Source organism: Mesorhizobium kowhaii, from assembly GCF_042431665.1.
GTDB lineage: Bacteria > Pseudomonadota > Alphaproteobacteria > Rhizobiales > Rhizobiaceae > Mesorhizobium > Mesorhizobium kowhaii.
Genome location: NZ_JBHLYT010000008.1, coordinates 178,784 through 203,605, shown reverse-complemented (window position 1 = coordinate 203,605; position 24,822 = coordinate 178,784). Strand labels below are relative to the sequence as shown.

The 24,822-nt window shown below is 64.8% G+C and carries 23 protein-coding genes; 5 read left to right on the top strand and 18 right to left on the bottom strand.

Annotation, left to right across the window (positions count from 1 at the left end):
* Positions 1–206 precede the first annotated feature (206 nt).
* On the top strand, positions 207–479 hold the full coding sequence (locus ACFFNA_RS10690) for a hypothetical protein (RefSeq protein WP_378918029.1): 273 nt from the start codon (positions 207–209) through the stop codon (positions 477–479).
* A gap of 125 nt (positions 480–604) precedes the next feature.
* Here the strand turns inward: ACFFNA_RS10690 and ACFFNA_RS10685 are convergent, their stop codons facing one another.
* The 8 genes from ACFFNA_RS10685 to ACFFNA_RS10650 all read right to left on the bottom strand — a co-directional run bounded on the left by ACFFNA_RS10685 (position 605) and on the right by ACFFNA_RS10650 (position 8,788).
* The gene (locus ACFFNA_RS10685; protein WP_378918027.1) at positions 605–1,462 is read right to left on the bottom strand and encodes a sigma-70 family RNA polymerase sigma factor; all 858 of its coding nucleotides are present in this window, start codon (positions 1,460–1,462) and stop codon (positions 605–607) included.
* Positions 1,462–1,935, bottom strand: coding sequence for a carboxymuconolactone decarboxylase family protein (locus ACFFNA_RS10680; protein ID WP_378918025.1), 474 nt, complete (start codon positions 1,933–1,935; stop codon positions 1,462–1,464). Before ACFFNA_RS10680 ends, ACFFNA_RS10685 begins: the two co-directional genes overlap by 1 nt.
* A gap of 141 nt (positions 1,936–2,076) precedes the next feature.
* A complete protein-coding gene (locus tag ACFFNA_RS10675) occupies positions 2,077–3,075 on the bottom strand; it encodes a bestrophin family protein (RefSeq protein ID WP_378918023.1) in 999 nt (332 codons plus the stop codon).
* 261 nt (positions 3,076–3,336) lie between these two features.
* A complete protein-coding gene (locus tag ACFFNA_RS10670) occupies positions 3,337–4,494 on the bottom strand; it encodes a substrate-binding domain-containing protein (RefSeq protein WP_111543381.1) in 1,158 nt (385 codons plus the stop codon).
* An 80-nt stretch (positions 4,495–4,574) separates the two neighbouring features.
* Positions 4,575–5,579 carry an ABC transporter permease gene (locus tag ACFFNA_RS10665; protein ID WP_111543380.1) on the bottom strand — a complete coding sequence of 335 codons (1,005 nt, stop codon included), beginning with the start codon at positions 5,577–5,579 and terminating at the stop codon, positions 4,575–4,577.
* Complete coding sequence (locus ACFFNA_RS10660; RefSeq protein WP_378918021.1) at positions 5,576–7,153, bottom strand: sugar ABC transporter ATP-binding protein; 1,578 nt, start codon at positions 7,151–7,153, stop codon at positions 5,576–5,578. The genes ACFFNA_RS10665 and ACFFNA_RS10660 overlap by 4 nt, the downstream gene beginning before the upstream one ends.
* 119 nt (positions 7,154–7,272) lie before the next feature.
* On the bottom strand, positions 7,273–8,016 hold the full coding sequence (locus ACFFNA_RS10655) for a DeoR/GlpR family DNA-binding transcription regulator (RefSeq protein ID WP_111543378.1): 744 nt from the start codon (positions 8,014–8,016) through the stop codon (positions 7,273–7,275).
* A 151-nt stretch (positions 8,017–8,167) separates the two neighbouring features.
* Entirely contained in the window at positions 8,168–8,788 is a 621-nt protein-coding gene (locus ACFFNA_RS10650; RefSeq protein ID WP_378918019.1) for a TetR/AcrR family transcriptional regulator, read from the bottom strand.
* A 264-nt stretch (positions 8,789–9,052) separates the two neighbouring features.
* Here ACFFNA_RS10650 and ACFFNA_RS10645 point away from each other — a divergent pair, with 264 nt between their 5' ends.
* Genes ACFFNA_RS10645 through ACFFNA_RS10635 form a run of 3 tightly spaced genes read left to right on the top strand, consistent with a single transcriptional unit; the run spans position 9,053 to position 12,827 of the window.
* A complete protein-coding gene (locus ACFFNA_RS10645) occupies positions 9,053–9,541 on the top strand; it encodes a (2Fe-2S)-binding protein (protein ID WP_111543376.1) in 489 nt (162 codons plus the stop codon).
* Positions 9,538–10,521 carry an FAD binding domain-containing protein gene (locus tag ACFFNA_RS10640; protein WP_378918017.1) on the top strand — a complete coding sequence of 328 codons (984 nt, stop codon included), beginning with the start codon at positions 9,538–9,540 and terminating at the stop codon, positions 10,519–10,521. Before ACFFNA_RS10645 ends, ACFFNA_RS10640 begins: the two co-directional genes overlap by 4 nt.
* The gene (locus tag ACFFNA_RS10635; protein ID WP_378918015.1) at positions 10,518–12,827 is read left to right on the top strand and encodes a xanthine dehydrogenase family protein molybdopterin-binding subunit; all 2,310 of its coding nucleotides are present in this window, start codon (positions 10,518–10,520) and stop codon (positions 12,825–12,827) included. The genes ACFFNA_RS10640 and ACFFNA_RS10635 overlap by 4 nt, the downstream gene beginning before the upstream one ends.
* Positions 12,828–12,891: 64 nt before the next feature.
* On the opposite strand, the gene ACFFNA_RS10630 is transcribed toward ACFFNA_RS10635, so the two are convergent.
* The gene (locus tag ACFFNA_RS10630; protein WP_111543373.1) at positions 12,892–13,902 is read right to left on the bottom strand and encodes a zinc-dependent alcohol dehydrogenase family protein; all 1,011 of its coding nucleotides are present in this window, start codon (positions 13,900–13,902) and stop codon (positions 12,892–12,894) included.
* 97 nt (positions 13,903–13,999) lie between these two features.
* Here ACFFNA_RS10630 and ACFFNA_RS10625 point away from each other — a divergent pair, with 97 nt between their 5' ends.
* Positions 14,000–14,929, top strand: coding sequence for a LysR family transcriptional regulator (locus ACFFNA_RS10625; protein ID WP_111543372.1), 930 nt, complete (start codon positions 14,000–14,002; stop codon positions 14,927–14,929).
* 13 nt (positions 14,930–14,942) lie between these two features.
* Here ACFFNA_RS10625 and ACFFNA_RS10620 read toward each other — a convergent pair whose 3' ends face one another.
* From ACFFNA_RS10620 to ACFFNA_RS10580, 9 genes are all read right to left on the bottom strand, one after another.
* Positions 14,943–15,701, bottom strand: coding sequence for a slipin family protein (locus tag ACFFNA_RS10620; RefSeq protein WP_111543371.1), 759 nt, complete (start codon positions 15,699–15,701; stop codon positions 14,943–14,945).
* Positions 15,698–17,071, bottom strand: a complete 1,374-nt coding sequence (locus tag ACFFNA_RS10615) for an NfeD family protein (RefSeq protein ID WP_378918012.1) — start codon at positions 17,069–17,071, stop codon at positions 15,698–15,700. The genes ACFFNA_RS10620 and ACFFNA_RS10615 overlap by 4 nt, the downstream gene beginning before the upstream one ends.
* 158 nt (positions 17,072–17,229) lie before the next feature.
* Positions 17,230–17,598 carry an EamA family transporter gene (locus ACFFNA_RS10610; RefSeq protein WP_378918010.1) on the bottom strand — a complete coding sequence of 123 codons (369 nt, stop codon included), beginning with the start codon at positions 17,596–17,598 and terminating at the stop codon, positions 17,230–17,232.
* A complete protein-coding gene (locus tag ACFFNA_RS10605) occupies positions 17,511–19,004 on the bottom strand; it encodes an efflux transporter outer membrane subunit (RefSeq protein ID WP_378918008.1) in 1,494 nt (497 codons plus the stop codon). Before ACFFNA_RS10605 ends, ACFFNA_RS10610 begins: the two co-directional genes overlap by 88 nt.
* A gap of 11 nt (positions 19,005–19,015) precedes the next feature.
* Positions 19,016–22,171, bottom strand: coding sequence for an efflux RND transporter permease subunit (locus tag ACFFNA_RS10600; RefSeq protein WP_378918006.1), 3,156 nt, complete (start codon positions 22,169–22,171; stop codon positions 19,016–19,018).
* A 4-nt stretch (positions 22,172–22,175) separates the two neighbouring features.
* A complete protein-coding gene (locus tag ACFFNA_RS10595) occupies positions 22,176–23,438 on the bottom strand; it encodes an efflux RND transporter periplasmic adaptor subunit (RefSeq protein ID WP_378918005.1) in 1,263 nt (420 codons plus the stop codon).
* Positions 23,422–23,730 carry an efflux RND transporter permease subunit gene (locus ACFFNA_RS10590; RefSeq protein ID WP_378918003.1) on the bottom strand — a complete coding sequence of 103 codons (309 nt, stop codon included), beginning with the start codon at positions 23,728–23,730 and terminating at the stop codon, positions 23,422–23,424. The genes ACFFNA_RS10595 and ACFFNA_RS10590 overlap by 17 nt, the downstream gene beginning before the upstream one ends.
* The gene (locus ACFFNA_RS10585) at positions 23,711–23,914 is read right to left on the bottom strand and encodes a hypothetical protein (protein WP_378918001.1); all 204 of its coding nucleotides are present in this window, start codon (positions 23,912–23,914) and stop codon (positions 23,711–23,713) included. Before ACFFNA_RS10585 ends, ACFFNA_RS10590 begins: the two co-directional genes overlap by 20 nt.
* 121 nt (positions 23,915–24,035) lie before the next feature.
* On the bottom strand, positions 24,036–24,773 hold the full coding sequence (locus ACFFNA_RS10580) for a hypothetical protein (RefSeq protein WP_378917999.1): 738 nt from the start codon (positions 24,771–24,773) through the stop codon (positions 24,036–24,038).
* Between the last annotated feature and the right edge of the window lie 49 nt (positions 24,774–24,822).

The following is a 24,822-nucleotide window of genomic DNA, read 5'->3' as shown; positions in this document are numbered from 1 at the left end:
CGCGCCTGGACGCCAGAGAGCGACCAGGCCACTTTGATGCGACTTCGCCATCGCGAAGATGACAAGCCCCGAAGCCCAACGCGCCAACCATCCATCAGCAACAGCTAATTGACAGTCCCAGAGAAACGGCGCCCACTGGCTGCACAGGTGGATCGCAGCATCAGGCGGGCGATATCGACCGCCGGCGTCACCTTGGGGAGGATGCCATGCCAACCGTCATTGGCCATCACAACATCACGAAAGACAGCAAGCACTGGCTCAATTCACCCAAGCGCAAGGAGCTCTTCGGCTCCCTTGGGATCACCAACATCCGCACGTTCGTCGATCCGCAGAATCCGAAACGAGTGGCTGTGATGATGGACGTTCCGGACATGGACGCCCTTGCGGCAACGATGCAGAGCCAGAAAGCCGCTGACGCGATGGCCTTCGATGGCGTGGTGCCGGAGTCGCTCGTGATCCTGGTCGAAGCGAAGGGCTAAATTCCAGGAAAAGTGTGAAACGGTTTTCCGTTCGGAATTGCATCAAAAAAGGGTAGAGCGGTTCTGCGTTTCCCTGAAACGATGAACCGCTCTGGCCGGTCCGCATTGCTTGTTTTCCATTCGACCTAATGCAGATGCCTGAGCTTGTCGGGATTGCGCATCACATAGATGGCCGCGATCTTTCCGTCCTCGATGTCGAGTGCGGTCGTCTGCAGTTCGCCATCGGCTTCCAGCGTGATGAAGCCGGGCAATCCGTTGACGAAACCGACGCGAACAAGTGTCGAGCCGTTCTTCTGAAGCCAGGCCGCCACACGCTCATATTGCTGCATGACGGCATCGAACCCCAGCACCGGCTCGGTCGCTGCCGGGCGTTTTCCGCCGCCATCGGCATGGGCGCTGACATCGGCCGTCAGCATCGCGCCAAGCGCCTTCATGTCGCCGCTGCGCGAGGCGGCGAAGAAGGCCTCGGCGAGCTCGAGGCCGCGTTGCTTTTCCACCTTGAAACGCGGCCTCGCCTGGCGGACATGGGTGCGTGCGCGGGCAGCGAGCTGGCGGCAGGCGGCGGGTTCGCGCTGGATGGCGGCCGCGACCTCCTCAAATCCCAGCCCGAACACATCGTGCAGCAGAAAAGCCGCCCGCTCGAGCGGAGAAAGACGTTCCAGCACCAGCATCATCGGCAAGGTGACGTCCTCCACTTCGTCCTCTTCCACGACGGGATCGGGAAGCCAGGGGCCGACATAGGTCTCACGCTGGCGGCGGGCGGATTTGAGCTGGTCGAGACAGAGCCGCGTGACCGTGCGGCGCAGGAATGCCACGGGCTCACGCACCTCGCTGCGGTCGGCCCTCATCCAGCGGATGAAGGCCTCCTGCACGATATCCTCGGCGTCAGCCACGGAGCCAAGCATGCGGTAGGCGACGCGCATCAGCGTCGGACGCAGTGGGTCGAAGCCCGCCGCTGCATGCTCGGACCCTGCGCTCGTCATCAGGCGGCCGCCGCCTTGGCCGCGGACCTGATCGCCGCCGGATCGGCCCAGCCACCGAACCCAACCGCAAGGCGGTTGTAGCCGTTGATGACATTGATCATCAAGGTGAGCTTGACCTGCTCCTCCGGCGTGAACTCGGCCTTCAGCGCGTCATAGGCACTTTCATGCGTATGGCCTTCACTAATCCGCGTCAGCGCCTCGGTCCAGCCGAGTGCGGCGCGCTCACGATCGGTATAGCAAGGCGCCTCGCGCCAGGCCGACAACAGGTAGATGCGCTGCTCGGTTTCACCGTCCTCGCGCGCAAACACAGTGTGCATGTTGAGGCAGTTGGCGCAGCCGTTGATCTGGGATGCACGGATCTTCACAAGCTCGGCCAGGCTGGGCTCGAGGCTGGAGGAAATGGCAAAGGACGCGCGCTGCCATTCCTTCATCAGCGAAGGGGCAGCGGTGAAGAGATCGAGTTTTGCAGTCATGAGCGGCTTCCTTCTGTTGGTGCCGACATCATGACGAGGCAGGAGCCGCCGGTGTGACATGCACGCCAAATTTTAATGCACGTCGCCAACCCGCGCGACGGGTCGCGCCAGCCCTTGGTGGCGGGCGGCGGTGACGCTTGCCTAGGTCGCGATATCATTGACCGGCAGCAATGGTTTGGGGAGGTCAACCTCCCCAAGCCCGGTGCGCAGCTCGATCTCGATGTCGCGGCAGATTTGCGAGATCGGAACATCGTTGGCGTTGCCCTCGAAAGGGTTGGCGCTGCTCTCGCCGACCTGGTCGAGAGACATGTATGCCCACCCCAGAAGCGTGCTGAACGGGATCGTGAGCCAGATCGCGATCGGGCCGAGTGCGCCGCCCAGTTTGCCCATGTCGGCAAAGACCGGAACGACCCCGAACGGCAGCAAGGTGCAAAAGATCATGACGAACATGGAACTGACGATGGCGTATTGCCGGGGATATGGATTGTTCTTGATGCGATCGCAGCGCGCCTGCTGATCATGGAAGTCGCGGATCAGCTTTGTGAGTTCGACATAGACCTGCGGAGGGATTTTGGCGTCCTTGAACAACGTATTGACCTGGACCGATTGCATTTCAAGCAGGGTTATCTCCGGATGCGGCGATTTCAGGACGGCCTCGCTATGTTCGCCCAGCAGCGCAGGCAGTTCATTGGCAAGCGAGCCTGAATCCTCCTGGATATGGTAGCGCCGCCGGAACTCGACGTTGGCTGCCCGCCCCATGGATTCCCATGGCATCGGCCGCCGCAGCGCAAACCGTAGTGCCGTCAACCAGGCGAGATGGCGGTAGATGAGTTGCCTTGCTGTCGGCACGTCATTGAAGTCCCTGCAGAAATTGGACCACATTCGGCTGCTGGCAGTAATTTGCGCAAAGGCTTGCAGCGCTTCACTGCTGCGGGTGAATACCTGCGAATTCTTGAACCCGGCAACGAGTGATACGGTGGTGCCGAGCACGAGCACCACCGACCATGGCACCGAGAATCCGGTGATGCCTGGAAGACGGTAGGCCGCCACAGCCAGTGCACTCACCACCACCATGTAGATGACACTGCGCCGCGACCAGAGTGTGAAGTCTATCACCTTGTAGGAACGGCCTACATACATCGGATGCCCCCGAAAGCGTGGACGACAAGCAAATCAGACCATCACGCCTAGCATACCGTTTGCTCATCATGAATGGCCGTTCTTGGCATGAAGCCGACTGTTTCGGGACCGATTTCCCAGTCGCCCTAACCTCGTCTCGGCATCGCCGAACCTGAACCCCTCCAGCGACACGAACCAGCGCGAGCGGTCGGCTGTGTCGGGCTCCGCAAAACCAGCCTGGGGCGCAGGATCTCCCCTGCGCCCCAGGCGATTTCGCCTACCTCAATTGCACTTCGGCTTCGCACCGTTGCAGGCGTCGACCAGTTCGGCCGGCGGATCCTTGTGGAAGACGGTCTTGAAGGATTCCAGCACGTTGGACTGCACCACCGGCAGGGACTGCACGCCGACCCAGGCCGGCGGCGTCTGGCCGATCAGCGCCTTCATCATCGCCAGCGCTTCGGCGACGCCCTGATCATAGGGGCGCTGCGAACCGGTTGCCTTGAGCGGACCGCCCTTGGCGATCTCGATCGCCGACTGCAGGCCGAGATCGACCGTGGTGATCGGAATGTCGATGCCTTGCGCGCGCATCGACGACAGCGTGTCGAGCGCCGGCTGGTCCCAGACCGCAAATAGGCCCTTCACATCGGGATTGCCGGTGAGGAAGTCGCCGGCGATCTGCGACACCTTCGAGGGATCGGTGAAATCGACCTGCTTCATAACGATGTCGGGCCGGTTCTTCTTCATCCACTCGCCGACGCCTTTGGTGCGCTCATTGGTGCTGAAATAGTCGACGCCGAAATTCACCAGGCCGATCGTGCCGCCCTTCGGCATGCAGGAAGACAGGATCTGCGCCGCGATCTGGCCGTTGCCCTGGCTGTCGGCCGAGATCATCGAGGCAAAATCCTTCGGGTGCTCGAGGCCGACCGGAATGCTGTCCATGAAGACCAACTTGATGCCAGCCTCCGATACCTTCTTGTAGGTCGGCGCCGTCGCGGTGAAATCGACAGGGATGGAAATGATGCCGTCGGGATGCTGCTGGATGGTGTTCTCGATATCGGCGATCTGCTTGTCGACCTGATATTCGGCCGACGCCACGCCAGTGACAGTCACGCCATACTTGGCCAGCGTTTCGCTGATGCCTTGCACCTGCAGTTGCGACCAATCGAGGTTCACCGTCTGCATGGAAATGCCGACCTTGAACTTGCCGGCCTTGACCTTGGCGGCTTCGTCGTCGCTCAATTTCAGCTCGTCGGGCGAGGCTGCCTTTTCACCATGCGGGCCCTGGCCGACAATGCCCTTGGGGCCGAGCGTGGCCATGTCGACGCCGGCAACACAGGTCTCCGGCGTTTGCGCTGGGCTTATGGACGTCGACAGGGCGAACGCGCTGGCGGCGATGCTCAATGCTAGGAAAAGCGAGTGGATTCGTGCCGAGTGCTTCATGACTTTCCTCCGTTGATCGTTGACGTTTGTGTTGCCGTTTGGAGCCGGCAATTTTCTGCTGATATCCGCGGATGCGCGCCTTACCTCCTCGTGAAGGCGACCGCGGCGACGATGATTGCTCCCTTGATGACGAGTTGCAGTGACGAGCTGACGCCGAGCAGCACCAGCCCATTGTTGAGCGTGCCGATGATCAGGCTGCCGAGCAGCGTACCCAGCACGAAGCCGCGACCGCCGAACAGGCTGCAGCCGCCGAGGATCACCGAGGCGATGACATCGAGTTCCATGCCTTGCACCACGTCGGGCCGCGCCGCGTGCGAACGCGCCGACAGGATCAGCGATGCCAGCCCCGCGAGCGTCCCCGTCAGCACGAAGGCCAGCGTGGTGACCTGCTTGATATGGACGCCGGAATAGAGTGCCGCAGTCGGGTTGCCGCCCGCGGCATAGACCCGCCGCCCATAGACGCTGTAGTGCAGCAGCAGGATACCGGCGATGGTGACGCCAAGCGTCCACAAGATCGGCGCCGGGACGCCCAGCACCGAGCCTTCGCCGAAGATCGCGAAATAGTATTCGTTGGTGATGATGACCGGCTTGGTGTTGGTGACCATCAGCGCAAGGCCGCGCGCGCCGCTCAACGTGCCCAGCGTCACCAGGAAGGACGGGATTTCGAGGCGGGTGGTCAGCACGCCGTTGATCAGCCCGATCAGCGCCCCGGTGCCCAATCCCGCCACAGCGCCGACGACCCAGTTGTTGGCGACGAAAGCCATGGCCAGCGACGCGCTCATGCCCGAAAGCGCTAGCGTCGAGGCGACGGACAGGTCGATCTGCCTGGAGATGATGACGAACGTCATGCCGACGGCAATGATAGAGACCAGCGTCGTCTGACGGCCGATGTTGAGAAAATTGTCGATCGACAGGAACCAGGGCGACGCCAGGCTGAAGACGATCAGCATGACGGCGAAGGCGACGTAAAGCATGTAGGGACGCTCGCCCTGAAGCAGATGCTGCAACGCCGAACGACCGCCTGGCTGGTTGACGGCAGCCCCCCTTGCCATCGGTGGATTTGCCGGGCTTTGGGTGTCGGTCATGCCGCGTGCTCTTCCGATGGCTGCGAAAGTTGAATGAGGTGATGGAGATCCTCGGCGCTGCCGAATTCCTGTCTCGCAATCGTCTTGGTGATCCGGCCATCGACGACGATCGAGATGCGGTCGCAGAGCTGAAGCAGTTCGGAAAGATCCGAAGACACCAGCAGCACACCGCTTCCAGCCGCGGCTGCGGCACGAATGACACCGTAAATCTCCTCGCGCGCCCCGACATCAACACCAACCGTCGGTTCGTCGAGCAACAGCACGCGCGGCCGCGGCTCGTTCCATTTGCCGAACACGACCTTCTGCTGGTTGCCGCCGGACAGGTTCTTCACTGTGGTCGATGCGCCTGGCGCCTTGACGGCCAGCCGGTGCATCGCGGCGTTGGCGTGCTCGCTCGCCGAGCGGTGCTGCAACCACCCGAGGCGCGAGAAATACGGCAGCCGCGGCAGGGTCAGATTGCGCTCGATCGAATGTTCAAGAACCAGACCCTGGACGTGCCGGTCCTCCGGCACCAGCGCGATGCCTTGCCGTATCGCCGCGGCCGGATCGGTTCGGTTCAGCGAAACGCCGTCCAGGCTGGCGTCGCCCGACTGGACGGGCCGCAGGCCGAAGATCGTCTGCAGGATTTCGGTGCGTCCGCTACCGATCAGGCCGGCAAGGCCGTGGATTTCGCCGCTGCGCAACTCGAGATTGGTCCGGTCCAGCCTGTCATTGCTGACGCCCCTCAATTCGAGCACGGGCTTTTCAAGCGAACCAGGCGGAGCCGACGACGGCATGCTTTGTCCCGCTGCCGTGCTGTCCGCCTTCAGAACGGCGTGATCCGGCCCGACGATGGCGCCGACCAACTGCCTCATATTGGTCTGCGACGTGACAAATGTTCCGGCGTTCTGCCCGTCGCGAAACACGGTCACCCGGTTCGAAATCCTGAAGACCTCATTGAGGCGATGCGTGACGTAGATCACCCCGACACCCCGCGCGGCGACCGCACGGATCGCCTCGAATAGGATCTTCTCTTCATCGTCGGTCAGCGCCGAGGTCGGCTCGTCGAGGATGAGGAGGCGAACGTCGCCCATCAGCGCCTTGGCGATCTCGGTCATCTGACGATAGGCAAAGGGCAGCGACCCGACCAGAGCGCGGGCATCGAGCGGGATGTTCTGTGACTTGAGGAAGGCTTCTGCCTGCGCTACCAACTGGCGTTTTTTCAGGAAGCCGAAGCGGGTCTTCGGCTCTCGCCCCAGCATCAGATTGTCGGCAACCGAGAGCGATTCGACCAGGCTCAGATCCTGGTAGACCACCGCCACGCCGGCATCACGCGACTGGGCGGGCGAAGTGAACGAGGCAGGCCTGCCGTCGATCTCGATCGAGCCGCCATCATGCACATGCACGCCGCTCAGGATCTTGATGAGCGTCGATTTGCCGGCCCCGTTTTCACCAAGCAGGGCGTGCACTTCACCGGATAGGATTTCGAGACTGACACCGCGCAGCGCATTGACGCCGCCGAACCGCTTCCTGACGCCCTCGACGCGCAGCAAGGGGGCCTCGGACGATGGCGAAATCGAACCCTGTTCGATCATGACGCCTGCATTTCCTTCCCTTGACGCGTCCCCTACCCTGCATGTCGAGATTGTCTTCTTGAGACTTCTCTTACTTTTTTTGTGACTTTTCCATCAGGTTGGCGAAATGTCAAACGGAGTCAGGCCGGCAGTTGGAATGATTCCGGTCCAACCTCGCCATGTTCGGTGATGACGGCGTCGAAACCGTCCATGGCTGAGAAGAAGGCGCGCTTGAGCTTGCCGATCTTGCTGCTGTCGACGACGAGGTAGTTTTCGCGCGCCAGGCCCATCACCTTCTGTTTCACCACCGCCTCGTGAAAATGCTCGCAGGTGGCGCCACGTTTGGCATCGACGCCGGCAGCCGACAGAAAGGCAGCATTGATGCCAACGCTCTTCAAAATATCGAAATCATGCGTGCCCGAGAAAGACGCCGAAGCGGGATGATAGACACCCCCCAGCATGATGATCGTTACATTGGCCTTGCGGGTCAGGCGCTCCGCGACATTCATGGCGTAACATATTGCCGTTATTCGATAATCGTCAGGAATGAGGTCGATCAGATGGATCAGTGTCGTGCCGCAATCGATGAAGATCGTCTCGTCGGGCCGAATCTTCCGCACCGCGTGCAGGCAGGCTTCGCGCTTCGCCGCCGCATGGCTGTCGGCCGCGGTCGCCAGTTCGTAAGGAGCGTCGGTATCGATCTCGGCAGCCGCCAATATGTGTCCGCCGAGAAAGGCGATCTGCCCCTGATTGGTGGCGATATCACGCCGCACCGTCATCTCCGATACGCCGAGAAGCGTTGCCGCTTCGCTCAGGTGGATAACCCGCCGTTCCGACAGCAGATGGATCAGCCGGGCTGTCCTTTGCGCTTTGCGAGCAGTCATGCATTGGGCCTATCGGTCGCCTGAAATGTGAGGAATTTAACAACCGCTCTCATTCAGTTGCAAGCGCGGTGTGCGGATCCGCCCTGCCATGACCGACGGACATGCCTGTTTACAAGGCTCTCGCCCGCCCTTGGACCGATCGCGGAGACCATCAGGCCGTGGCGGATTTCCCCGCCCCGAACCGCAACCCATCCATCAGCAGCGACACCAGCCGGCGCGAACGGTCACGCCATTCCGGGGTGTCGGGCGCCGAGTAGATGCCGGACAGCGCGTGCAGCACGTCGGAAGCGTCGACATCGCCGCGGATGGTGCCCTCGGCCACCGCCGCCTCGACCAGCTGCCGCAAGGCCTGAGACACCCGGCCCGACGTGTCGGAAAACAACGTCGAATTGGTGGTGAGCAGGATGCGCAGGCTGGTTGCCAGGCCGCGCTTGGTGGCGATGTAGTCGACGAAGCGCTGCATCCACTGTTCGAGCGCGACATCGGACGGGTGCTTTTGGGCGAGCTCGCCGGCAGCCGCGCACAGCGCTTCCACCTCGCGGCGGTAGACCACCTCGACCAGATGCTCGCGCGTCGGGAAATGCCGGTAGAGCGTGCCGATGCCGACGCCGGCGCGGCGCGCGATCTCTTCCAGCGAGGCGTCGATGCCGCGCTCAGCAAAGACGGCGGCCGCCACCTCGACCAGCCGGTCGCGGTTGCGCTGCGCATCGGCGCGCAGCGGCTTGGCCTCTTCGGCCTTCTCTTCAGCGATGGCGAACGGCTCGGCGGCCAATTTTTTTCTCCACGATGTGTCAGGGGCTTGAACCCGGCCGGGTCAGCCCCCACGTAATAAACGGAGGCGCCTCCGTTTTAGTGGAGCACCTTTATCATATAATAGGGGGAACCGGTATGTCACGTGCTGAGAGCTTGCAAGCCGACGAGAGCATGATCTCCCCCCTTGGGGGAAGATCAGCTGTCACCAACGCCTGACCTTGCCCTCGCCTGCCCCAACACCAGATCATTCCCATCCGCGTCAAGCAACTGGAGCCAGACGCCCATGACCAGCCAGACCAAAACAACAATTCCCGTCCATCTCGACATCAACGGCCATCGCCACACCCTTCAACTCGAGCCGCGCGTCACGCTGCTCGACGCCTTGCGCGACCGGCTCGGCCTGACCGGCACCAAGAAGGGGTGCGATCACGGCCAGTGCGGCGCCTGCACCGTGCATGTCGACGGCGAGCGCGTGCTCGCCTGCCTGACGCTGGCCGCCCAGGTCGAGGGCCGCACCGTCACCACCATAGAGGGGCTTGCACGGGAGGGCGAACTGCATCCCGTGCAGGCTGCCTTCCTCGAGCAGGATGCCTTCCAGTGCGGCTATTGCACGCCCGGCCAGATCATGTCGGCGGTCGCCTGCATCCGCGAGGGCCATGCCGGCTCCGACGAAGAAATCCGCGAATACATGGCAGGCAATCTCTGCCGCTGCGGCGCCTATCCGCACATCGTCGCCGCTGTCCGCCAGGCAGCCCTGGAGGTCCAGTCATGAGAGATTTTTCCTATCTGCGTGCCGGCTCGGTCGAGGCGGCGCGCCAGGCAGCCGCCCTGCCCGGCGCCATGCTCTTGGCCGGCGGCACTACGCTCATCGATCTCGCCAAATGCGGTGTCGCCGAGCCCGACAGCCTAGTCGACATCACCCATCTCAAGGGGCTGGACAAGGTCGAAGTGAGCGAGCGCGGCGCCACCATCGGCGCACTGGCCAAAATGGGCCATGTCGCCGACCACGCCGACATCAAGAGCCGCTTCCCTGCTGTCTCCGAAGCGCTGTGGCAGGCGGCTTCGGCGCAGATCCGCAACATGGCGACCATCGGCGGCAATCTGATGCAGCGCGCGCGCTGCCCCTATTTCCGCGATCCTTCGAATTTCCCTGCCTGCAACAAGCGTGAACCAGGCAGCGGCTGTTCGGCACTCGGAGGCGTCACCCGCGGACACGCCGTGCTCGGCACCAGCGAAGCCTGCATCGCCATGTATCCGGGTGACCTCGCTGCGGCCTTGGTTGCCTTCGACGCGATCGTCCATCTCGGCGAGCGCCGGGTTCCGGTCGACGACTTTTTCCTGGTGCCCGGCACCACGCCCGACAGGGAACACGCGATCGAACCCGGTGAGATGATTACCGCGATAGAGATCCCCCACTCCGCCGCCGCCCGGCGTTCCACGTACCTGAAGATCCGCGACCGGCAATCCTATGAATTCGCGGCGGCAAGTGCTGCTGTCGGCATCGAGTTCGAAGCTGACGGGCGCACCATCCGGGATTTGCGCGTGGCGCTGGGCGGCGTCGCGACCAAACCGTGGCGAGCGCGGGCCGTGGAAGAGGCATTGAAAGGCAAGGTGCTGGGGCCGGACGCCGTCCGGGCCGCCAGCCTGCTCGCCGTCGAAGGTGCCGTCGACCATGGCGCCAACCACTACAAGATCGAACTGGCGCCGCGCGTCGTCGCCCGCGCCATCCTTAAAATGGGAGAAACGGCATGACCGTTCACAACATCAGAGTTGGCGAATCGAAGCGGGGTGACGCGTCCGATGGCGGCGCCGACGCTGTTGGCGGCCGGCTGTCGCGCGTCGACGGCCCGGCCAAGATCACCGGTGCCGCCAAATACGCCGTCGAGCAGCAGCTCGACGGGCTAGCCTACGCCGTGCTGGTCGAAAGCACGATTGCATCGGGCAAGGTGCGCTCTATCGACACCTCGGAGGCTGAAGCAGCACCCGGCGTGCTCAAGGTGTTGACGCCGGACACCATCATCAGCCTCAGGACCGCGTCCGACTGGTTCGGCACGCCGCCGCCCGATGCGCCCTATTGCCCGCTGGCGCGCGACGTCACCTTTTCGGGCCAGCATGTCGCCGCCGTGGTAGCGGAAACCTTCGAGCAGGCGGTTGCGGCCGCAGCGCTCGTCGAGGTCAGCTATGACGAGACCCCGGCCATCGTCGACCTCAGCGACGCCAAGGCCGGCGACGGCATTCCGATCGACGCCATGACCAAGGAATGGGGCGACGCGCAAGCGGCTTTCGCCTCGGCCCCGGTCCGGATCTGCGCCGCCTACAACACGCCGCGCGAATACCAGGCGCCGATGGAGCCGCATGGCCTGATCGCCCACTGGGAGGGCGACAAGCTCACCGTGTGGGAGCCGAGCCAGTGGCTGGACGGCATGGCGCGCACCTATGCCGAATGGTTCGACGTGCCGTTCGAGAATGTGCGGCTGGTTTCGCCCTATATTGGCGGCGGCTTCGGCTCCAAGGCACTGGCGCTCAGCCATGGCGCGGTGGCGGCAAGTGCCGCCAAAATGCTCGGCCGGCCGGTGAGGCTGGTGATGACGCGGCCACAGACCTTCACCGGCTATGGCGGGCGCGCCGCGACACGGCAGACGGTGACGATCGGCGCCGACGCGGAAGGAAAAATCCAGTCGATCGTGCATCGCGGCATCAATGAAACGTCGATCGACGGCATGTGGGTCGAGCCGCTGGGATCGGTCACCTCGATCATGTACGCGACACCGAATTTCTCCTCAAAGCAGAATGTCGTGCGGGTGAATTCGGTGGTGCCGGGCGCTATGCGCGCGCCGGGTGAAAACCCCTCGGCCTTCGGCATCGAAAGCGCCATCGACGAGCTCGCTTACGAGGTCGGCATCGATCCGCTGGAGATCCGGCTCCGGAACTATGCCGAACAGGATCCGGAGGCGAAAAAAGCCTGGTCGACCAGGCAGTTGCGCGAGGCTTTTGCTGCGGGCGCGGAACGCTTCGGCTGGGCAAAACGGACGCCCGAGCCGCGTTCGATGCGCGACGGCTACCAGCTGATCGGCTGGGGTGTCGCCGCCGGCACCTACCCGGTGCGGCGCGCCTATGGCGAGGCGATCGTGCGCATCCTCGCCGACGGCTCGGTCGAGGTCGAAAGCTCCTCGATCGACATGGGCCAGGGTACCTATACGATCCTGGCGCAGACCGCCGCCGAGACGGTCGGCGTGCCGGCCGACAATGTCGTGGTGAAGCTGGGCGACTCCCGCTTCCCCCGCGCTGGCGTCGCCGGCGGGTCGCGGCTGGCCGGCGTCATGACCGGCGCCGTCTACAAGGCGGCGACCTCGGCGCTCGATCAGCTGGTCGGGCTGGCGATCAGCGATCCGCGCTCGCCGTTCCACGCGCTGCAGGCCAACACGCTGGTGGTCGCCAATGGCCGTATTTCATCGCCGCGCGGCGACGGTCCGGATCTCTCGATCGCCGAACTGCTTAGCAGCGTCAGCCGCGACCACATCGAGGCCACCGGAGACACCATGCCGGCCAATTCGACGGCGCAGGATCGCTACAAGAACTACACCACCATCGCCATGGCCGTGCCGCACACCGAGGGCGACTATTCCCGCCACAGCTGGTGCGCGCATTTCATCGAGGTGCGCGTCGACGAGGATTTCGGCACGGTGCGCGTGTCGCGCGTGGTGTCGGCGCTGGATTCGGGCCGGCTCTACAACCCCAAACTCGCCGAAAGCCAATGGAAGGGCGGCATCATCATGGGCATCGGCCAGGCGCTGCTCGAGGAAGGCATCGTCGACCGCCGCCACGGCCGCATCGTCAACAACAACCTCGCCGACTATCTGGTGCCGACCAACGCCGACATTCCCGATATCGAGGTGATCTCGGTCGGCATTCCCGACCTGCACTCCTCGGTGCTCGGCGGCAAGGGCGTTGGCGAGCTCGCCATTGTCGGCGTCGCACCCGCAATCGCCAACGCGGTCTTCCACGCCACGGGAAAACGGGTGCGCGACCTGCCGATCACGCTGGAGAAGCTGATTTAGGAAGCGACGGCGGGGGGAGATCGTCGTCACCCTCGCCTCGCCAATCTCCAGCGTCAGCCCTTCCCTACCACTCCAACCCGAACGCCAGCTTGCCGAAGTGCAGGCCGCCGGCGGCCATGTGGGCGTAGGCTTCGGCCGCTTCGTTCGGCGAAAACACCTTGTCGACGACCGGCTCGATCCTGGCTGCACCGATGGCGCGGGCGGCGTCGCGAAGGTCGGACACCGATCCGGTGTTGTTGCCGACCACCTTCAGCGCCTTGATGATGATCGGCAGCAGATTGACCGTAGCTTCGGCGCCGGTGACGAAGCCGATGGTGAACAGTGTGCCGCCGGGCGCGGTGGCGTTGATGGCGCGGGCGAAGGTGGCGGTACCGCCGGTCTCGACGACGAGGTCGGCGCCGAGGCCGCCGGTTAGCTCCAGCACCTTGCCGTCCCAGTCGGGCGTCGCGCGGTAGTTGATGAGATGGTCGGCGCCGAGTGCCTTCGCCCGCTCCAGCTTCTCGTCCGACGACGAGGTGATGATGACGGTGGCGCCGGCGGCTTTCGCAAGCTGCAGGGTGAAGATCGAGACGCCGCCGGTGCCGAGCAGCACGACGACCGAGCCCGGCCCGACATCGGCGGCGCGGATGGCGTTCCAGGCTGTGGTGCCGGCGATCGGCAGCGTCGACGCCGCCTCGAAGGAGAGATGCGCCGGGACCGGCACGACCGAATTGGCCGGCAACGCGACATATTCGGCCAGCGACCCCGGCAGCGAGATGCCGCGCATCTGCGTCATCTCGTAAGGCCGCGGCCGGCCACCGATCCAGCGCGGCTTGGCATGGGCGACGACGCGATCGCCGACGGCGAATCTCGCAACGCCCTCGCCCAGCGCGACGATCTCGCCGGCGCCATCGGCGACGGGGATGAGCGGAAAGCTCGGTCCGGGATAATTGCCGCTCGCCACCGCGACATCGACGAAATTGAGGCTCGCCGCACGCTGGCGGATCAGCACCTCGCCGCGCTGCGGTTCGGGGGTGGCAATGGTGGCGGCGCGGAAGGCGTCCAGCCTGGGTTGGCTCAGTTCGATGGCTTTCATGGTTTCACTCCGGTGGGACGATTGATGGGTTGAGTGAACCTACCTGCTGCGTTATCTCTGGATAATCCTTGCCTTTTGCATTTGAGTACTGCGAACTATGCAGCAATCCCACGAACCAGTGACCCTTGCCGAAATGGCGGCCTTCGCGGCCATCGCCGAGGCGCGCTCCTTCACCAGGGCGGCGGCGCGTGTCGGGCGCGACGCGACCATCCTGTCGCGGCGCCTGCAATCGCTGGAGGAGCGGCTGGGGGTAAGGCTGCTCTCCCGCACGACGCGCAGCGTGTCGCTGACCGAAGCGGGTGCCGAATTCCTGGTGCGCGTGCGCGCCATCCTCGCCTCCGTCGACGAGGCCGAGGCCGCCGCGTCGGCACATGCCGGCGGCGGCCCGCGCGGCCTGCTCAGGCTGGCGCTGCCCGGCACGTTCGGGCGCATGTGGATCGGGCCGCTGCTGCCTCAATTCCTTGCCGAGTTTCCCGATGTCCGCATCGAGGCCGAATTCTCCAACCGCTTCGCCGATCTGGTCGCCGAGAATTTCGACGTCGCCGTGCGGCTCGGCGCGCTGGAGGATTCGCGCCTGGTGGCGCGCAAGGTGGCGACGCGGCGGCGGTTGCTCTGCGCCGCTCCCTCCTATCTCGCCCGAAGGGGCAGGCCGGAGACACCGCAGGCGCTGCTCGAACATTCCTGCCTGGGCTTCACCGGCTTCCAGACCTTTCCGGCCTGGGAGATGACCGACCGCGAGGGCCGGCGCTTGCGAGTCGAGGTTTCCGGGCCGTTGGTCACCGACGATGCGGAGGTGCTGGTCGAGGCCGCCGTCCAAGGCGTCGGCCTGATGATGAGCACCGACTGGCTGGTCGGCCGCGAGCTTGCCGACGGACGGCTGGTGCCGATCCTGGAGGACTGGACGCTGGCCGACGAAGGGGCGGTCTATGTCGTCACGCCCTCAGCCAAGGGACAAGCCGCCAAGACCCGCGCCTTCGCCGACTGGATCGGCAAGCGCTTCGCGCCGGAGCCGCCCTGGCGGCGGTGAGGCCGCTCCTCCCCTACTTCCCCTGCTGCTTCATGAACTGACTGAGCAGATCCACCGGCAGCGGGAACACCACCGTGGATGAGCGCTCGCCGGCGATGTCGTGCAGAGCCTCGAAATAGCGTAGCTGCATGGCCTGCGGCTCGGCCGCCAGCATGCGGCCCGCCTCGACCAGTTTCGCCGCCGCCTGCTGTTCGCCCTCGGCATTGATCACCTTGGCGCGCCGCAGCCGCTCGGCTTCGGCCTGCTTGGCGATGGCGCGGATCATGCTCTCGTTCAAGTCGACATGCTTGATCTCGACATTGGAGACCTTGATGCCCCAGGCGTCGGTCCGCTGGTCGAGGATCTCCTGGATATCGCTGTTGAGCTTGTCGCGCTCGGCCAGCATCTCGTCGAGCTCGTGCTTGCCGAGCACCGAGCGCAGCGTGGTCTGCGCCAGCTGGTTGGTGGCGGCCATGAAGTCCTCGACCTGGATGATCGCCCGCTCGGCGTCGACGATCCGGAAATAGAGCACCGCGTTGACCTTCACCGAGACGTTGTCGCGCGAAATCACGTCCTGCGGCGGCACGTCCTGCACCACCACCCGCAGATCGACCTTCACCATCTGCTGGATGAAGGGGACGAGGATGATGAGACCGGGACCTTTGACCCCGGTGAAGCGGCCGAGCGTGAAGACCACACCGCGCTGATATTCCCTGAGGATGCGAATGGCTGCGGACAGGAACATGACCACGACCAGCGCAAGCAACAGATAGGCCACGTAACCGATGCTCATTGTTTTGCTCCATTCTTTCCGGCGTCGCGCCGCCGCACGGTCAGTACGAGGTCGCTGACATCGGTCACCTCGACGCTGTCGCCGGGTGCGATGGGTTCGTCGGCCTTCGCCCGCCACCGCTCGCCCTGGGCCAGCACGTGGCCCTCGCCGCCCTGCCAGTCGAGGATCTCGGCCGGCAATCCGCGCATGGCCTCACCGCCGACACGCGGCGGGTTGCTACGCGCCGCCCACAGATAGGTGCCGGTCAGCAACGCCAGCCCAAGCGTCAGCGCGGCGGCGGGACCAACGACGGCCCATGACATGGCAAAGCCCGGCCCCTCGACCCTCAGCAGCATGGCGGCGCCGAACAGAAAGGCGGCCACGCCGCTGAGCCCAAGCACCACGGTGGGGTTGAAGGCCTCGACGACGAGGAATGCAACGCCGAGCAGCATCAGGGCGAGGCCGGTATAATTGATCGGCAAGAGATTGAGTGCATAGAGGCCGAGCACGAGGCAGATCGTGCCGATCACGCCGGGCGCCACCGCACCGGGGCTGGTGAACTCGAAGACGATGCCGTAGACGCCGACCAGCATCAGGATGATGGCGATGTTCGGATCGGTGATGACGGCAAGAAGCCGGATGAACCAGCCGGGTTCCAGCGTCTCGACCGGCAGCCCTTTGGTCGCCAGAACCACTTTCCTGCTGGCCACATCGACGGTTCGCCCATCGGCCAGCTGCAACAGCTCGGTGGTGTCGTGGGCGACGAAGTCGATCACATGTTCCTGCAGCGCCGCGTTGGCCGAAAGGCTCGCCGCTTCGCGCACGGCTTTCTCGCCCCAGTCGCCATTGCGCCCGCGCAGTTCCGCCAGCGAGCGGATCAAGGCAACCGCGTCATTGGTCACCTTGGCCATCATCGCGTCGCCTGCCGGCCGCCCGGTGGCGTCCTTCTGGTCGCCCTTGTCCTTGTCGCCGCCCGGAAGCGACGGCAGCCCGCCCATCTCGACCGGCGTCGCCGCACCCAGATTGGTGCCGGGCGCCATCGCCGCGACGTGGGTGGCATAGAGGATGTAGGTGCCTGCGCTGGCGGCATGGCCACCGGCCGGCGCGACATAGCCGATGACGGGCACCGGTGAAGCGAGGATATCGGCGATCATCTCGCGCATGGAAGTGACCAGCCCGCCGGGTGTATCGATCTGAAGGATGAGAACTTCGGCGCCCCGCGTGGCGGCTGCATCAAGCGCTTCCTCGAGCTGCCTGGTGCTCGCCGGCCCGATAGCGCCGTCAATCGCGACGCTCAACGCAACCTTCTCGCTCCCGGCCGAAGAGAAGGGAGAAAAGACAGCTGCGGCGACGAAGGCCGCGGCAAGAATGGCCACCCGCGCGAAGGTCACGCTCAAAGCTCCATGGATTCAATATGGGTTGTATTTTGGCGAAGTCCATGAGGGGAGCTCACGTCGGCGATTGGCGAACGCGGCTGGGCGCGCAATCTCCCTTGTGGTAGGGGAGATGGCCGGCAGGCCAGAGGGGGCAACTGTGGTCTCTGGAAAATCTATTCCGGCGACGGCACTGGCGGCCGCGATGTCAGCGCTGCGCCGAAGGCGGCGGCAATCACGGCGGCGATGCCGGCCAGTTGCGGCGCGGTCAGGCTTTCGTGCAGGAACAGGAAGCCGGCCAGCGCGCCTAGCCCTGGCTCCAGGCAGGTCAGCGTGCCGTAGATACGGGCCGGCATCCTGGTCAGCGCCACCATCTCCAGCCAGAACGGCAGCGCGCTGGAGAACAGCCCGACCAGCAGCGCGCTGATGGGGCACAGCGCCGGAAACCGCGAACCGGTTACTGCGCCGCCAGTTTCGATGCCAGCCGCGGGCCGGTCTTGACGTCGACGATCTCCGGCTTCGCGCTGTCGACCGTGCCGTCCCAACCGCCGCCGAGTGCCTTGTTGAGGGCGATGTAGTTGGTCGCCAGCAGGACGCGGCTTTGCAGCAGCGTATCCTCCGCCGAATAGAGCGACCGCTGGGCGTCGAGCACATCGAGCAGGCTTGTCTCGCCGGCCTTGTAGAGCGTGCCTTCGAGGCGTGCCGCCTCGCCATAGGATTTCGCCGAAGTGGCAAGCTTACCGATCCTGATGCGCTCCTGCGACAACAGCACGAGCGCATTCTCTACGTCCTCGAGCGCCGTCAGCACCGACGATCGGTAGGCGATGAAATATTGATCGCGCTGCGCCTTGGCGACCTCGACGGCCGCCTGCAGCTGGCCGGCATTGAACACCGGCACGCTGAGCGTCGGCCCGAACGACCAGCCGATCGAGGAGTTCTTGCCGAGATCGCCGAGCTTCAGGGCTGCCGTGCTGATGTCTCCCGTCAGGCTGACCGAGGGATAGCGCGCCGCCTCGGCCTGGCCGATCTTGGCGGTGTATCGCGCGTATTGCCGTTCCGCCATGCGCACGTCGGGGCGCGAGAGCAGGATGTCGGCGGGAATGCCGGTCGGCATCGGCAGGCGCGGCGTCGGGATCGACGCGCCGCGTTTCAGCCGCTCGCTGAGTGCGGCCGGCGGGCGGCCGGTCAGCACCGAGAGACGATGCACGGCCTCGGCAAAGCTTGCTTCCAGCGTTGGAACCGCGGCTTCGGTGCTGCTCGCCTGCCCCATCGCCTTGGCGACATCGGCGGCGGTTGCCGTACCCGCCTGGGCCATGGTGCGGGTGAGTTCGGCGGTCTGCCTCTGCGATGCGGCCGAGCGCCTGGCGAGCGCAATGCGGGCCTGGTAGCCGCGCGCCTGGGCATAGTAGGATGCGACGTCGCCGACCAGGGTCAGAAGGGTCGAGCGCAGCTCCTCCTGCGAGGCGTCCAGCCCATAGCGTGCGGCCTCGACGCCCCTGTGATTGGCGCCGAACAGGTCGAGTTCCCAGCTGGCGTCGAAGCCGGCCTGGTATTCGCTGTAGATGCCGCTGGAGCCTGATGTGGCCACGGCCGACTTGTTGCGGGTGACCGAGCCGGAGCCGTCGACCGACGGCAGCAATGTGCCGACGCTCTGGCGATAGCTAGCGCGCGCCTCGCGGATCTTGGCCTTGGCGGTGGCAACGTCGAGATTGCCGGCAACCGCTTCGTCGACGAGCGTGTTCAGCATGGGATCACGCAGCCGCTGCCACCAGCGCGACAGTTGCGCCGGCTGGGCGGACTTGGTCGGCTTCTGGCTGCTCCAGTTTGCTGGCATCGGCAGGATAGGCATCTGATAATCCGGACCGACGACGCATCCCGCGAGCAGGACGGCGGAGAGCATAGGCGCAAGGAGCCGCCTCGCGGCCACCGAGCCACGTTCGAAACCTGTCATGTGAAAAACCCTTATTGCTGGTTGGCTGTTGCCGGTGTCTCGCCCGTATCCTGCCCAGTATCCTGCTTGGCCGCCTTGCCCTTGAAGATGCGGCGCACCGTGACGAACAGCAGCGGCACCAGGAACACGCCGATCACGGTTGCCGCGATCATGCCGCCCATGACGCCGATGCCGACGGAGTTCTGCGCGCCCGAGCCCGCGCCGCTGGCGATCGCGAGTGGCGTGACGCCGAGGATGAAGGCCAGAGACGTCATCAGGATCGGCCGCAGCCTTTGTCGCGCCGCCTCCAGCGTTGCTTCGACGAGCCCCATGCCTGCCGTCTGCCGCTCGATGGCGAACTCGACGATGAGAATGGCGTTCTTGGCCGCGAGACCGATCGTGGTCAGCAGCCCGACCTTGAAATAGACGTCGTTGGTCTGGCCGAACAAGCTGGCCGCCAAAAGCGCGCCGAAGATGCCGATCGGCACCGCGAGCATGACCGCGAACGGGATCGACCAGCTCTCATAGAGCGCGGCGAGGCACAGGAACACGACAAGCGCCGAGATCGCGTAGAGTGACAGCGCCTGGTTGCCGGACAGCCGCTCCTGGTGCGACAGCCCGGTCCATTCGTGGGAATAGCCGGCCGGCAGCTGCGCCACCAGCCTGTCGATCTCGTCCATCGCAGCGCCCGAACTGACGCCCGCTGCCGCCGCGCCCTGGATCTCGACCGCCGCCGACCCATTGTAGCGCTCAAGCCTGGGCGAGCCGAATGTCCAGTGGCTGGAGGCGAAGGCCGAGAACGGCACCATGGCGCCGCTCGCATTGCGGACCTGCCATTTGTCCAGGTCTTCCGGCTGCATGCGGAAGTTCGCGTCCGCCTGCAGATAGACCGGTTTGACCCGGCCGCGATCGATGAAATCGTTGACGTAGTCGCTGCCCCAGGCGGTCGAAAGCGTGTCGTTGATGTCGGCGAGGCTGACGCCGAGCGCGCTGGCCTTTTCCTGGTCGATGTCGATCGAGAATTGCGGCTGGTCCTCCTGGCCGTTAGGCCTTGTGTTGGCGAGCACCTTGCTCTGCCCGGCCAAGGCCAGAAGCTGGTTTCGCGTCTGGATCAGCGCGTCATGGCCGGCGCCATTGACGTCCTGCAGGTAGAAATCGAAGCCGTTGGTGTTGCCGAAGCCCTGGATGGCGGGAGGGGCAAGCGCGAAGACCTGCGCATCCCTGATCTTGGAGAAGGCACCCATGGCGCGGCCGGCGACCGCTTGCGCTGCCAAAGCCGGCGATTTGCGCGTGTTGAAATCCTTCAGCGGCACGAAAGCAATACCGACATTCTGCCCGGCGCCGCCGAAGCCGAAGCCGGAGGCGGTGAAGACCCCTTCGACCGCGTCCTTCTCTTGCTTGAGATAGTGGTCGGTCACCTCTGCCAGCACCCGCTCGGTGCGGTCTTGCGTCGCGCCGACCGGCAACTGCACGCTGGTGATCAGAATGCCCTGATCCTCTTCCGGCAGGAACGAGCTCGGCAGCCGGGCAAACATCCAGCCCATGGCAACGACGATGGCCAGGAAGACGACCAGGAAGCGCCAGGACCGGTTGATGATGCCGTGCGAGCCGTCGCGGTAGGCAGTCGTGCCGCGGTCAAAGACACGATTGAACCAGCCGAACGGACCCGTCTGCGTCGCATGGTCCTTGGGCGGCCGCAGGATGGTGGCGCAAAGCGCCGGCGTCAGCACCAGCGCGACCAGCACGGACAGCGCCATCGCCGAGACGATGGTCACCGAGAACTGCCGGTAGATGATGCCGGTTGAGCCGCCGAAGAAAGCCATTGGCACGAACACCGCCGAAAGCACGGTGGCGATGCCGATCAGCGCGCCGGTGATCTCGTTCATCGACTTGCGCGTCGATTCTTTCGGCGACAGCTTTTCCTCCTGCATCACGCGCTCGACATTCTCGACGACGACAATGGCGTCGTCGACGAGCAAGCCGATGGCGAGCACCATGGCGAACATGGTCAGCGTGTTGACGGAATAACCGAACAGCGAGAGCACGCCGAAGGTGCCGAGCAGTACCACCGGCACAGCGATGGTCGGGATGATGGTGGCGCGCAGGTTCTGCAGGAAGATGAACATCACCAGGAACACCAGCACGATCGCCTCGGCCAGCGTCTTGACCACCTCCTCGATCGACAGCCGCACGAAGGGCGAGGTGTCGTAGGGATAGACGACCTCGACGCCTTGCGGGAAGGTCGAGCTCAGCCGGTTGATCGTCGTGCGCACGGCCTCGGCGGTGTTGATGGCGTTGGCGCCGGTCGCCAGATTGACGGCGACGCCGGCCGCCGGCTTGCCGTTGTAGTTGGCTTGCGTCGTATAGCTTTCAGCGCCGAGCTCGACGGTGGCGACGTCGTTGAGGCGAACCAGCGAGCCGTCCGTCGTACTCTTCAGGATGATGTTGCGGAACTGTTCGGCGGTTTGCAGCCGGCTCTTGGCCGTCACCGTGGCATTGAGCTGCTGGCCCTTGCGTTGCGGCATGCCACCCAGCTGGCCGGCCGAAACCTGCGTGTTCTGGGCTTGGATTGCGGCGGCCACGTCGCTCGGCATCAGGGCATATTTGGCGAGCTTGTCCGGATCGAGCCAGATGCGCATGGCATAGCTGGAGCCGAACAACTGTGTCGAGCCGACACCTTCGACGCGCTTCAAAGTGTCGTTGATGGTGCTGTCGACATAGTCGGCAAGATCGGTCGAGTTCATCTTGCCGTCGCTCGAGACGAAGCCGATGACCATCAGGAAGCCGGTCGAGGATTTGGAGACGGTGATGCCGTTGCTCTGCACCACCTGCGGCAGCTGCGACTGCACCAGCTGCAGCTTGTTCTGCGTCTGCACCTGCGCGGTGTCGGGATCGGCAGCCGTGGTGAAGGTCAGCGTGATCGAGGCCGAACCGGTCGATGTCGAGGTCGCCGTCATGTAGTCGAGATTGTCGATGCCGGTCATGCCTTGCTCGATGACCTTGGTCACCGAATTCTCGACTGTCTGCGCATCGGCGCCCGGATAGGTTGCGCTGATGTTGACCGTGGTGGGCGCGATCTGCGGGTATTGCGAGATCGGCAGGGTGGTGAGCGCCAATAGGCCACCCAGCATGATCACGATGGCGATCACCCAGGCGAAGATCGGCCGGTTGATGAAGAATGCGGACATCGGCTCAGTTCCCGGTCGACTGGTTGCTGGCCGTCTTGGACATGGCAGGTGCCGCCGATGTGCTCTGACCGCGGTCCTTGACCTCGCCGGTCGTCTCGTCGATCGTCACTTCGACACCCGTGGCATCGCCGCCGGGGCGCACGAGCTGCATGCCCTCGACAATGACGCGGTCGCCGTCGCCGACGCCGGAATCCACCAGCCAGTTGTTGCCGACGCTGTTGCGCACGGCGAGCACGCGCGTCTCGACCTTGCCCGCGGCATTGATGACCATGGCCGTCGCCTCGCCCTTGGTGTTGCGGCTGACGCCGCGCTGCGGCACCAGGAAACTGTTCTGGGCGACGCCCTCCTCGACCAGCGCCCGCACATACATGCCGGGCAGAAGCAGGCGGTCGGGATTGGGGAACTCGGCCCTCAGCGCAAAGGTGCCGGTGGTCTGGTCGACATTGGCGCCGGCGAATTCCAGCTTGCCGGTCTGCGCATAGATGGTGCCGTTCTCGAGCTTCAGCTTGACGCTGACATTGGGGCCGCTGAACTTCAACCGACCTTCATTGATGGCCTGCCGCAGGTTGAGCAAATTGGTGCTCGATTGCGTGACATCGACATTGATCGGATCGAGCGCGCGGATGGTGGTGAGCAAGGTGTCCTGATTGGCGGTGACCAGCGCGCCTGGCGTCAGCGAGGACTTGTCGATACGGCCGGCGATCGGCGCGGTGATCTTGGTGTAGTCGAGGTTGATGCGCGCTGTCTCGACACTGGCCTTGGCGGATGCCACATCCGCGTTGGCCTGTGCCAGCGTGGCGGCGGCATCGTCATAATCTTGTTTGGAAACAACGTTCTGCTTCAGCAGGCCGGCATAGCGGTCGAACTTGGCCTGCGCGGTCGGCACTGCCGCTTCCGCCTTTTGCTGGGCTGCTTTCGCACTGTCGTAGGCTGCCTGGTAGCTTGCCGGATCGATGAGGTAAAGCGGCTGCCCGACCACCACCTCGCTGCCCTCCTTGAACAGCCGTGCCTGGATGATGCCGTTCACTTGCGGGCGCACATCCGCGGTCAGCGAGGCCGTCGTACGCCCCGGCAGTTCGGCGGTGATCGCGACCGATTGCGGATGCAGGGTGACGACGCCGACCTCGGGCTTGCCGGCCGCGCCCATGCCGGCAGGGGCCTTGTTCTCCTGCGAGCAGGCGGCCAGAAAAAGCGCGCCGCACAACATTGCGGCCCAGGGCGCGAGACGGCGAGCCGACAGGGAAGACTGGCTAGACGGGATAGGCATGGCCTGGATGATCTTTCGCTGGAGTTGCGGTCGCCGCCTGGGCATCGGATCGGTCCACCAGGAGCTGGCCCGGATTGCGGGCGGCATCGAGCAGTGCTTCGAAGCGGCTCATGTCGCGCTCCTTCCGTGCGGCCGGAGTGTGCTCGACAAGCAAGATCGAATTCTTGGCCGCGATGCCCACCGGCGTCAGTATGCCGATCAGAGGCGATAAGCCAAGCGCCCTGCCGGTCACGAACATGAAACCGCGCGCCGCGGCCATGGACGTGAGCACCTCACGCGATCTTGCGGTCATGATGTCCGTGGTTGTTGGGTCGCTCCGAAAGCGGAAGCGACAAGCGCCATGCGGCGAAGCTCAGGCGGATCGCGCCCTTCAGCGTGTCGATCGGCGGGGCCGACGGCAAGGCGGTACGATTGACGCGCGCCGCATGGCCGAGCGAGAATCTCGGGCTGGCGGACGCGAGCAGCCGCAGCATCATCAGGGCTTCCCACATTGCTTTCCATTCCATGATTTGAAAGATCGGATGGCGGCCGCCATCCGGCGAAGAACCGGCCGGCCCGAGAACGGGTTGGGTATCGGGCCGGCCGGCGCGCAGCCGGTCAGAGTTGCTCGCCGTTCCCGGGCTGGGGCGGCGGGAGCTGTCTGCCATCGTTGGGCAGACCTCGGGGGCCGGCTGCATCCTCCGGCGGGCCGCCCCAAGGACCGGGGGGTGGTCCGTGGGGGCGATCCGCCGAAGCGAGGATTTCGAGCTGTTCGGGCGTCAGCTTGGCGCGAAGTGCCGCGATCGCGTCCTTAAGCTTGCCGGCCGAGACCGCCCGTTTGGTCACCTCGTCCGCCAGTTTCTCCTGGAAGGCGAAGGGATCGGGCGTGCCGCCCTCGGGGCCCTTGGCGTCAGGCCCGCCCGGACCTTCATGGCCACCGAGCCCACCAGGACCTTCAGGGCCACCACGTCTGCCCGGACCATGATCGGGCCGTGGCGGTGCCAGCACGGCCTGCAGCGCGCTGGTATAATCACGCCAGGCATCGAGCTGTTCGCTGCGGATGCCGACGCGGGTCTCGAGCGCCGCAAGCCGGGCCGCCAGCATGAATTCCGGCGGCGGTCCCATGCGGTGGGGACCAAAGCCTTCCGGCCCAAAAGCTTGGGGGCCGTGGCGCATCGGCCCATGCGGACCAGGCCAGGGCATCGGGCCATGATCTCGCCCTTGCTCCGGTCCATCCTGCAGGGCCATGATCGGTGGCGCTTCGCCGGGTACCGCGCCCGGATCGGGCTGCGCCGCCAGCGCGGGATGGATGGCCGCGGCGGAAAACAGGCCGAGCGCGAAAAGTCTGCTTCGCATATGTTGTTCCTTTCTCTCATGCTTCGGACGGCCATGAGGATAGGAAGCG

What these genes read in the sequence shown, in the direction of transcription:
- ACFFNA_RS10675 (WP_378918023.1), bottom strand. Translation starts at nt 3,075, where the DNA reads ATGTATGTAGGCCGTTCCTACAAGGTGATAGACTTCACACTCTGGTCG.
- ACFFNA_RS10640 (WP_378918017.1), top strand. Translation starts at nt 9,538, where the DNA reads ATGAGAGATTTTTCCTATCTGCGTGCCGGCTCGGTCGAGGCGGCGCGC.
- ACFFNA_RS10670 (WP_111543381.1), bottom strand. Translation starts at nt 4,494, where the DNA reads ATGAAGCACTCGGCACGAATCCACTCGCTTTTCCTAGCATTGAGCATC.
- ACFFNA_RS10600 (WP_378918006.1), bottom strand. Translation starts at nt 22,171, where the DNA reads ATGTCCGCATTCTTCATCAACCGGCCGATCTTCGCCTGGGTGATCGCC.
- ACFFNA_RS10625 (WP_111543372.1), top strand. Translation starts at nt 14,000, where the DNA reads ATGCAGCAATCCCACGAACCAGTGACCCTTGCCGAAATGGCGGCCTTC.
- ACFFNA_RS10590 (WP_378918003.1), bottom strand. Translation starts at nt 23,730, where the DNA reads ATGACCGCAAGATCGCGTGAGGTGCTCACGTCCATGGCCGCGGCGCGC.
- ACFFNA_RS10580 (WP_378917999.1), bottom strand. Translation starts at nt 24,773, where the DNA reads ATGCGAAGCAGACTTTTCGCGCTCGGCCTGTTTTCCGCCGCGGCCATC.
- ACFFNA_RS10585 (WP_378918001.1), bottom strand. Translation starts at nt 23,914, where the DNA reads ATGATGCTGCGGCTGCTCGCGTCCGCCAGCCCGAGATTCTCGCTCGGC.
- ACFFNA_RS10595 (WP_378918005.1), bottom strand. Translation starts at nt 23,438, where the DNA reads ATGCCTATCCCGTCTAGCCAGTCTTCCCTGTCGGCTCGCCGTCTCGCG.
- ACFFNA_RS10685 (WP_378918027.1), bottom strand. Translation starts at nt 1,462, where the DNA reads ATGACGAGCGCAGGGTCCGAGCATGCAGCGGCGGGCTTCGACCCACTG.
- ACFFNA_RS10680 (WP_378918025.1), bottom strand. Translation starts at nt 1,935, where the DNA reads ATGACTGCAAAACTCGATCTCTTCACCGCTGCCCCTTCGCTGATGAAG.
- ACFFNA_RS10620 (WP_111543371.1), bottom strand. Translation starts at nt 15,701, where the DNA reads ATGAGCATCGGTTACGTGGCCTATCTGTTGCTTGCGCTGGTCGTGGTC.
- ACFFNA_RS10660 (WP_378918021.1), bottom strand. Translation starts at nt 7,153, where the DNA reads ATGATCGAACAGGGTTCGATTTCGCCATCGTCCGAGGCCCCCTTGCTG.
- ACFFNA_RS10630 (WP_111543373.1), bottom strand. Translation starts at nt 13,902, where the DNA reads ATGAAAGCCATCGAACTGAGCCAACCCAGGCTGGACGCCTTCCGCGCC.
- ACFFNA_RS10635 (WP_378918015.1), top strand. Translation starts at nt 10,518, where the DNA reads ATGACCGTTCACAACATCAGAGTTGGCGAATCGAAGCGGGGTGACGCG.
- ACFFNA_RS10655 (WP_111543378.1), bottom strand. Translation starts at nt 8,016, where the DNA reads ATGACTGCTCGCAAAGCGCAAAGGACAGCCCGGCTGATCCATCTGCTG.
- ACFFNA_RS10665 (WP_111543380.1), bottom strand. Translation starts at nt 5,579, where the DNA reads ATGACCGACACCCAAAGCCCGGCAAATCCACCGATGGCAAGGGGGGCT.
- ACFFNA_RS10645 (WP_111543376.1), top strand. Translation starts at nt 9,053, where the DNA reads ATGACCAGCCAGACCAAAACAACAATTCCCGTCCATCTCGACATCAAC.
- ACFFNA_RS10605 (WP_378918008.1), bottom strand. Translation starts at nt 19,004, where the DNA reads ATGACAGGTTTCGAACGTGGCTCGGTGGCCGCGAGGCGGCTCCTTGCG.
- ACFFNA_RS10690 (WP_378918029.1), top strand. Translation starts at nt 207, where the DNA reads ATGCCAACCGTCATTGGCCATCACAACATCACGAAAGACAGCAAGCAC.